Source organism: Acinetobacter sp. ANC_7512 (assembly GCF_056779935.1).
Genome location: NZ_JBWYIX010000005.1, coordinates 190,879 through 200,126, shown reverse-complemented (window position 1 = coordinate 200,126; position 9,248 = coordinate 190,879). Strand labels below are relative to the sequence as shown.

Below are 9,248 nucleotides of genomic sequence, written 5' to 3'. Positions count from 1 at the left end.
CCCAAGACAGTATCATCGGACATGCCAGCAAAAAGATCAGTTTATTTGCAGCGCAAGAAGGGGCACGACTCTATGCAGGGAAAGGCAAGATCGAGATTCAAGCGCAAGGGGATGGTGCTGATCTGATTGCAAGAAAGGGTGTGCAGATTATTTCCACGGAAGATCGAATTGAAATTAAAGCGGCAAAAAAAATAGTGTTGATCGGTGGCGGCTCACAGATTGAAATTAGCAGTTCGGGAGTTTTACCTACCACAGCTGGTAAGTTTGAAGTCAAAGCTGGACAACATTTATTTAAGCCGGGAGCGAGTGTAAGTACTTCAGCTCAATTGCCAACAATGCAACCGTTAAAAGGCGCATTGAATCTTTTAAGAAGTTATGGTGGAAGTGAATTCTTTAAAGGAGCTGGATATAAAGTTATTGACTCTCTTGGTAAGACAATAACAGGGAAATTAGATGCGAATGGTTTTGCTCAAGTAACAGGAATTGCTCCTGGTGGTGCACAAGTCATTTTTGATAAAGATGAGCGAAGTCCTTGGGCATTATCAAGTCATTTTTCGCGAAGTTATGATTGGGCAGATGCAGTAATTCCTGGTACATCTAATTTTGTGAACTCGAGCTTAAATCAGCTGGGTCAGAATTTAATGGCTCAAGTTAAAAATAATTTGACTCAACTTGATAGTATGAATTTAAAGGATATAGGCAAGAATGCTTTAAAAGGTCTAGCAGACCAAACTGTTGGGCAACTCAAAAATCAAGTGGCAACTTCTACATTAGGTGGAATTTCTGAAAAATTAAATTTAGGTTTAAGTCCTAATCAATTGAAGACTATAAGCCAAATGGCAGTAAATCCTTCTCAATCACTAGATATGATTCGTACGCAAGGCGTTGATTTTATAACTCAGCAGGCCACATGGAAGTTGATTCCGAATTTTATGAATTCAACTGGGTTTATGCCAAATACAAATTTTGATACAGCATTGGATCAGGAAAATATTCCGAATCAATCTGAAAAGGTCATTGTAACTGACGACTACATTGCACAGAAATATTATCAATCTGGCGGATTAACGTATACAGAAACGACAAGAATCAGTACGAAATCGAATCCAGCTCCATTGTTAACAAATCAAAAGATTGTTGAAGTTAATAAACCTATACAAGTGAATAAAGTAGACGTGAGTACAAAGAATTCAACATCAGCAGATGATCAGTTTATTTCACAAAAATATTATCAATCTGGCGGCATTAAATATACGGAAACAACTCGATTAAAAACGAGTAATGATCGTCCTGATTTAGAACAATATAACGCGAAAAACTTAAAAGATTAAAAATATATAGGTTAGTCATGGCAACTGAAAACGAACAAGTTTCTAATAATGCACAATCGAGTGTTGAACTTGCTGTATTTAATTTAGACAGTATGGGTAGTGTAGCTGACCTACAAGTTATTGCTAATCAAATTGAAAATTTCCTTGTGGTCGGTGGGCAAACATCATTACTTAAAGTCAAAGCAAATGCCAATATAACTACTGTAGCTAATATATATGCTTTAAGTGGAAGTGTGCTTGATTTATTGTTGTATGCAATGTCTCCTCAAACAGAAGTGCTTTCAATACAACGAAATGCTTTGCTTGGTGCGAATTTAATTGGATTGTTTGCAGAGCCTAAACATGAAGCACATGCAAGGATGGGTTTACGTCCTATTTTAGGATTAATGGCTGAATGTCTATATCCTGAAAATGGTAAAATTAAGTCAACTGACATTCGACGTATGGAATTACATCTTAATGCAAGAATGGCAGGTAATTTAGAGACCTATCTAAAAGAGACACAAGCTAAATTAGCGGACTTATTAACGAATGCAAATGCCTTGGCTGTTCAGATTCTAAAATCTCTTCAATCATCTTCATTATCGTCTGTTGTAACGGAAATAACATCGAGCGCATCAGCTGAAAAAAGAGATCCAAATTTACAATTTCAAAATTGGGCAATACCATTAATAGATTTACTCAGTGTTGAGCCTCAAGCAGATTTAACGCCTAAAATTGAAGCAACTCCAAGTCATTTTGAAACTTTACTTGTAGAGGCGATTAGTTCGATTAGTAACGATTTGCAGAATCAGACAAACCCAAGCTTGCAATACAGTCTTGGTTGGCTCATTCAACAAACACTTAAGGCTATTCAAGATAATCAAAATAAGGGTAATGTCAGTGTTCCGATTAATCAAACTGGTGAATTTGAGCGTCAAACTGATGGCGATATCCTTGAATTTGTCAGTTTGCAAGCAGATGCATTAATGGATCCTCCATGTTTGAATCCAGCTGAACCAACAACAAGTGCTGAAACCAATACTGCTCATAGTATTAGCTATTCTATAGGTGCTGAACGAGTTTCCCATGTAGACTTCAGCCTACCTAAGCTGGGATTAGTATTCAATCGACTTTATAACTCCCAAATGTGGGAATTCGATAACGGTGCTTTGGGTGCTCGTTGGTTAACGCCTTTTTCTAATTTGATTGTTCCAAATGAACAGGGTTATTTGTTTATTGATGCGAAAGGCAGAAAACAACAATTGCCATCGATCATTATGAGTGAATCCTATGAAGTTCCAATCCAAGGTATTACAACGCGTCTAAATGAACAGGGTGAATTAGTCCTAAATTTTGGAACAGAATGGGATTATCAATTTAGTACATTCGATCAAGGTCAAAGTTATCAGCTTACGCAAGAGAGAAATTCATCAACTCAAGAACAAGTCGATCTTCGTTATATCTTGCTAAATGGCAAAGCTTATTTACAAACCGTCCATTTTAATTTTAAGAAGACTCAGCAAATTTTGAAATTTGCGTACAATGATCAAGCAAAAATTATTGCTATATTTGTGGATGATCAAGAACAACCACTTGCTCGTTATGGGTACGATCATGACGGAAATTTAGTAGAAGCATATGATGAGAATGGTCACGCTCGTCAGTATTCATACAATGCGTATCATCAATTAACACGTTATACCGATCGATCAGGTCGTGGTCAAAATATTCGTTATGATTCGAATGAACCAAATGCAAAAGCCATTGAAGAATGGGCGGATGATGGAAGCTTTAAAACAACTTTAAAATGGCATCCTCGTCTGCGCCAAGTTGCTGTGTATGATGCTTACAACGTGCCGACTTATTACTACTTTGATTTAGATGGTTTTACTTATCGTATTCGATTAGCAGATGGTCGTGAAAAATGGTATTCACGTGATCAACAAAAACGCATCACCCGAGAGATTGATTACAGTGGTCGTGAAACTCAACAGCAATATAATGAAGAAGGTCAGCTGAGTAAAATCATTCAACCAAATGGCGGAGTGATTCGATTTGCTTATGATGAACATAAAAATCTAACAGAAATAAAAGATCCTGAAGGTCATATTTGGAAACGCGAATACAATGCAGATGGCTTGATGACCAAAGAAATCAATCCATTGGGTCACACAACACAATATAATTACAATGCCGAAGGTCAATTGATTGAAATTACTGATGCCAAAGGTGGTGTTAAAAAAATCCAATACAACGACCTTGGACAAATGATCTCCTATACCGATTGTTCGGGTAAAGAAAGTGCTTGGCAATATGATGAGGAAGGGCTACTTAAGCAACAACAAGCCGCAGATCAAACAGGTGTGCAATACATCTATAGTGATCAAGGTATAGACAAAGGACAACTTAAATCCATCATCTATCCAGATGGACAAAAAGAACACTTTGAACATGACCAAGAAGGGCGCCTTCTCAAACACATTGATACCAAAGGACAGGTGACTCAATACCACTACAATGCAGTGGGTCTATTAGAAAAACGCCTTGATGCCAACAAACACCAAATTGCCTATCAGTGGGATAAACAAGGGCGTATTCAGAAACTTATCAACCAAAACCATGCAGAATATGTATTCGAATACAACAGTTATGGTTATCTTACACGAGAACAAGCCTTTGATGGTGAAGAAAAACACTATAGTTACGATGAGCTTGGTCGACTTAGCCACATTCAACAACCGAATATCATCACACAATTTGGCTACTATGAAGACGGACAAATTGCGTCAAAAACCTACATCCACCGCGAAAGCAAACAACACCAAACAGAAGAGTTTACTTACAATCTGAATAGCCAGTTAATTCAAGCAAAGAACCAACAGAGCCAAAACGACTTCTACCATAATGCGATAGGACAATTGGTTAGAGAACACCAACACTACCAAGTGCCAAATCTGAAACCAATGACTGCAGTACTACGCTATGAATACGATGAACTCGGCAATCTCATCAAAACTGTTCGTCCGGATGGTCAGGAAATTAGCCACTTAACTTATGGATCAGGACACATCTATGGTATTGCTCTGAATAAACAAGACATGGTGGGTTTTAAACGTGATGACCTACACCGAGAAACAGAACGTTACCTTGCCAATGGTTTAAGCCAAAGCAACCAATATAATGACGTTGGATTGCTGATTGCACAGCATATACACGCAGAACAAGAAACAGCAGATCGAACACAACATCAGACACAACGCCAATACACTTATGATGCCAACTATTTGTTGACTCAAGTTCAAGATAGTCAAAAAGGTAAACTTAGTTATCAATACGATGCGATTGGTCGCTTAATACAAGCGCAAAGCTCAAAGCAAACTGAACGTTACCATTTTGACCCAGCGGGCAACTTAATAGATCCAGTTGCAACCCAAAGTGCAGAAATCAAAAACAACTTGGTGAAACACTATCAAGGCAAACACTACAAATACGATGCCCAAGGTAATGTGATTGAAACCCAGCAGGCAGATCAACAGTTGAAACTGAAGTGGGACAACTTAAATCGCTTAATCGAAAGCGACCACAACGGGCAAATTATTGAATACGGCTACGATGTCTTTGGACGACGCCTCTATAAAGCAAATAAATCAAATAACAGCCTGACCTTATTTGGTTGGGATGGTGATTTAATGATCTGGGAATCAAAAATCAGTTCAAATCCAACAGATATAAACAATACAGATCAGAGCTATACCAAACACTATATCTATGAGCCGAATAGCTTTGTACCGCTATTACAAGCAGGTTATCAAAGTTTCATTAAATTGATAGAAACACCGAATTACGAAAGGTTTAAAACAGAGCCATACTCAATTCATAAAGACCCTGTTTGGCGAACGGATACAAGAAAAAATAGAACGGAGTTAGAACGGATTGCGTTCTACCATTGTGACCAAGTTGGAACACCTCAAGCCTTAAGTAATGAACAAGGCGAATGTATTTGGGAGTTAACGCTGAATACATGGGGACAAACACAACAGATCAAAGTGAAGCACCAAGAGAACCCATTAGAACAAAGTGATATCCGTTTCCAAGGGCAATATTACGATGAGGAAACAGGATTACATTACAACCGTTACAGATATTACGAACCATTTAGTGCACGTTATATCAGTAAGGACCCAATAGGGTTGTTTGGTGGTATTAATACTTCAGCTTATGTAAGTGATCCGAATCAGTGGGTGGATCCGTTGGGATTAGAGGATATTAAATGGCCTCCAAATAATGGGGCGGTAAAAGGAACAGAAGTAAAAGATTATACACTCAAAGGAAGTAAATGGTACAAATCACGATATATAGATAGATTTGGTAGTGAGCGTGGTTGTTATACTGGTAAATGTGGTACTGCATTTGAGCAAAGGAGTTTACCGCCAAACACTGATAGAAGCCCAAAAAACTTCCATAAATATAAAATATTGAAGGATATAAAAGGGGTTGAGAAGGCTAAAATTGCTCCTTGGTTTAATCAACCTGGTGGAGGAACACAGTATAAACTTCCAAAGTCGGTAGGTGAATTAATTAAAGAAGGTCATTTAAAAGAGGTTAAACCTTTACAATTAGGTAATATAGCTTCAAAAGCTCTAAATGTAGTAGGTCGTGTTGGTACTGTTACCCTTTTGCTTACACCTACATCAATTAGTAAGTGTCAAGACTTGGATTATAGCATCCAGAATCCTAAAGAATGTCATTTTGGGCAATATTCACATTAATATACTTAAAGGTTTAAACTATGAGTAAAATAATAGATTTGTTAAGAAAAAGTTATCTTATTGGTAGGTTAACGAAAGAAGAAAGAATTGATATTGATGAAAATATGGAACTTTCTAGTGATAGTAAAAAAATTGTGAAATATACTCAGCTAGAAAAATATTTACACGAAAAAAGAATACCTAAAAAGTATTATTCGATTGGTAAAGATAAAGAGGATTCAATCTGTATTACATTTGAAAATATTTGGGTGATTTATTATAGTGAAAGGGGGGAGAGAAGAATTTTTTTAGAAACTTTTAGTGAAGTGGAAGCATGCCAAAATTTTTTGCTAACTATCAAGAAAACCATAGCTACAGATACTGGTAGAGATAGTATATATCTCTATGAAAATTTATAAGATATTATAGAAAGGCTTCGTTGCATAATGCTGTATTTATAGGCGTATTTAACAACGTAGATTCAAATCACAAGTGCGACACATTTGTAATTAGTTGAAAAATTAGGTGTATTCATAGCATCTTAGACTTTTTCAACTCGCAATTGGAAAGTACACAATGAAGAAATATTCCCAACTTTCTCAAAACGAAAGATACGAAATTTATACCACTTTGAAAAGTGGGAGTTCAATCACTAGCCATGCTAGGGAGTTAGGGCGTTCACGATCAACTATTTTTATGTTTATCTACTAGTGCATTCTTAAGTTTAGTTTTTATGATTCTGTTTGGTGTAAGAAATTCAAAATTTTAATCTGACATAAAAGAGTTTATTTGAGATATTATTATGGATAAAAAAGGTATCTTTCACTTATTACAGTGATTTTAGCTATTCCATTTTCAGTATTCGCTTTTAACTATGATAATAACAAAAGAAATGAGGTGTTAGACAAAAAATTAAGATCTGTTGCTAATGAGGAACGTGAAAAATTACCTTTAGATGTGGGAAATAGTACTACCTGGGTTAAAGTTGAATACAACAAATTTAAATTTAAATATGTTTATATTGTTGATACATCAAAAATAGAATGGAATCCATCTTTCTATGAGGAATCGATAAATTATTCTTTAAAATAAATATGTAATCAATTAAAAGATGAGATAGGAAATGATGTTCAGTATGAGTATGAATATCAAGATGAAAAAAATAATAAATTAGTTGCTTTTACTGCTAATAAAAAGATATGTTCAAATTTATAGCTTTTTAAATAATAAATTTAGGATAATAGATCTCTTTCATAAATCAAAAAACGATCTACCCCTTGCTGATTATTTGTACCGAATAATTTTAAATATTCATGCATAATTTGCGAATGAAATACATCGACTCAAAGAAGCTTTCTGAAACACAGTTTAAACGATATACAGGCATCTCATGGTCAACCTTTGATTTAATGGCTGAACAGCTAAATATGCTTGTACCTGCTAAAGGTAGACCATCTAAGTTAAGTGTAGAAGATCAAATCCTTCTGTGCTTAAGTTATTGGCGTGAATATCGAACATTGTTTCATGTCGCAACGAGTTATGGTGTGTCAGAGCCTACTGCTTCAAGAATCGTCCGCCACGTAGAGGATTGCCTGATCAAGTCCAATCTATTTAACTTACCCAAGAGTTTGCCTGAAGGTGAAGGTATCGACTGGAATGTGGTGATCGTAGATGCCACAGAAATTCCAATACAAAGACCTAAAAAAACAGAAGAAAAGCTATAGTGGTAAGAAGAAAGCTCATACTTTCAAAGTACAAGCCATCATCCACTCTAAGACTCAGCAAATTCTGAGTTTATGTACGAGTCGTGGTGCAGTACATGATTTCGAGCTCTTCAAACGCAACCTGAATCAAATTCCTAAAGGGTCTTTTATCCTTGCAGATAAAGGCTATCAAAGGATTTATACGGTGTATCCAAATAGTCTATTGCCATTAAAAGCAAAAAAGCACTGTAAACTAGAACCTGAGCTAAAAGTTTACAATCAAGAAATCAATAAAAGAAGAATTGGGATTGAGCATGTATTTGGGACTTTGAAGACCTTCAAAATCCTTGCTGAGCGATACCGTAATCGAGGCAAAAGATTGGGATTAAGATTCAGTTTAATCGCAGGGATTTATAATTTAGAACTGAGTAAAAAATGATTTATGAAAGAACCCTATTGTTTACTAGTATTAAAGTTAATACATTAGAAACTAAGTGTTAGTGATTACTGTGAATGTTGAATATTTGAAATGACGATATTGCTTCTAGTTCAACATTGCTGAATAAAGTTGCTACAGAGTTAAATCAAGATAAAATCGATTTAAATAATAGGGTAAATATAACACTCAATAAAAAAAACCGAGCAAAAAAGCTCGGTTTTTTATTGTACGTAATTTTATTTTTCAACAAAAGCACGTTCAATCACATAATCACCAAGAACACCCATACGTGGAGATTCTTTTAGGCCATGTTGATCAAGAAGTGCAGCTACATCGTCGAGGAATGCAGGAGAACCACATAACATTGCACGGTCAGTTTCAGGATTAAAACGAGGTAAGCCAATTTTCTCGAAAAGAGCACCAGTTTCAATCGCAGTTGTAACACGACCTTGAGTATGGAAGTCTTCACGTGTAACTGTTGGGTAATAAATTAACTTTTCTTTCGCACCAAGTTCCCCAAAGAACTCATGGTTTGGAATTTCATTTTGAATAAGGTCTTGATACGCCAGTTCTGAGATATAGCGTGTACCGTGTACAACGATGATTTTCTCAAAACGCTCATAAGTTTCTGGATCACGGATAGTCGAAAGGAAAGGAGCTAAACCAGTACCTGATGATAAAAGATACAAGTTTTTACCAGGATTTAAATCATCAAGAACAAGTGTACCAGTCGGTTTTTTAGAAACTAAAATTTCATCACCAACTTTTACTTTTTGTAGGATTGATGTCAAAGGACCATCTGGAACTTTAATAGAGAAAAACTCAAGTTCTTCTTCATAGTTCGCGCTAGCAATCGAATATGCACGCATTAAAGGCTTGCCATTGACTTCTAAACCAATCATCACAAATTGACCATTTTTAAAACGCAATGCTGTATCGCGAGTCGTTTTAAAACTGAATAATGTGTCATTCCAGTGGTGTACGTGAGTAATCTTTTCGACGTTAAAAGCAGCCATTAAAGGTCTCAATAAATTATCAAATTAGA

Annotated in this window: 6 protein-coding genes and 1 pseudogene; 6 read left to right on the top strand and 1 reads right to left on the bottom strand. The window is 36.0% G+C overall.

Annotation, left to right across the window (positions count from 1 at the left end):
* The 6 genes and pseudogenes from AC1M9H_RS07135 to AC1M9H_RS07110 form a co-directional block, all read left to right on the top strand.
* Positions 1 to 1,331, top strand: a 1,331-nt coding sequence (locus tag AC1M9H_RS07135; protein ID WP_481613072.1) for a DUF2345 domain-containing protein, incomplete at its 5' end; no start/stop codon positions are given.
* 17 nt (positions 1,332 to 1,348) lie between these two features.
* Positions 1,349 to 6,082, top strand: a complete 4,734-nt coding sequence (locus AC1M9H_RS07130; RefSeq protein WP_481613071.1) for a glycohydrolase toxin TNT-related protein — start codon at positions 1,349 to 1,351, stop codon at positions 6,080 to 6,082.
* 20 nt (positions 6,083 to 6,102) lie between these two features.
* Positions 6,103 to 6,480: a hypothetical protein gene (locus tag AC1M9H_RS07125; RefSeq protein WP_481591349.1), complete on the top strand. Its 378-nt coding sequence runs from the start codon at positions 6,103 to 6,105 to the stop codon at positions 6,478 to 6,480.
* Positions 6,481 to 6,637: 157 nt separating this feature from the next.
* Positions 6,638 to 6,757 (top strand): annotated as a pseudogene (locus AC1M9H_RS07120) (helix-turn-helix domain-containing protein); the annotation flags it as partial.
* 632 nt (positions 6,758 to 7,389) lie between these two features.
* Complete coding sequence (locus AC1M9H_RS07115; RefSeq protein WP_481613070.1) at positions 7,390 to 7,785, top strand: transposase family protein; 396 nt, start codon at positions 7,390 to 7,392, stop codon at positions 7,783 to 7,785.
* A complete protein-coding gene (locus AC1M9H_RS07110) occupies positions 7,733 to 8,203 on the top strand; it encodes a transposase family protein (protein WP_481613069.1) in 471 nt (156 codons plus the stop codon). The genes AC1M9H_RS07115 and AC1M9H_RS07110 overlap by 53 nt, the downstream gene beginning before the upstream one ends.
* Positions 8,204 to 8,439: 236 nt before the next feature.
* Here AC1M9H_RS07110 and AC1M9H_RS07105 read toward each other — a convergent pair whose 3' ends face one another.
* A complete protein-coding gene (locus tag AC1M9H_RS07105) occupies positions 8,440 to 9,219 on the bottom strand; it encodes a ferredoxin--NADP reductase (protein ID WP_035267346.1) in 780 nt (259 codons plus the stop codon).
* Positions 9,220 to 9,248 lie beyond the last annotated feature (29 nt).

Coding starts and splice junctions, on each gene's coding strand:
- AC1M9H_RS07130 (WP_481613071.1), top strand. CDS start 1,349: ATGGCAACTGAAAACGAACAAGTTTCTAATAATGCACAATCGAGTGTT.
- AC1M9H_RS07125 (WP_481591349.1), top strand. CDS start 6,103: ATGAGTAAAATAATAGATTTGTTAAGAAAAAGTTATCTTATTGGTAGG.
- AC1M9H_RS07115 (WP_481613070.1), top strand. CDS start 7,390: ATGAAATACATCGACTCAAAGAAGCTTTCTGAAACACAGTTTAAACGA.
- AC1M9H_RS07110 (WP_481613069.1), top strand. CDS start 7,733: ATGCCACAGAAATTCCAATACAAAGACCTAAAAAAACAGAAGAAAAGC.
- AC1M9H_RS07105 (WP_035267346.1), bottom strand. CDS start 9,219: ATGGCTGCTTTTAACGTCGAAAAGATTACTCACGTACACCACTGGAAT.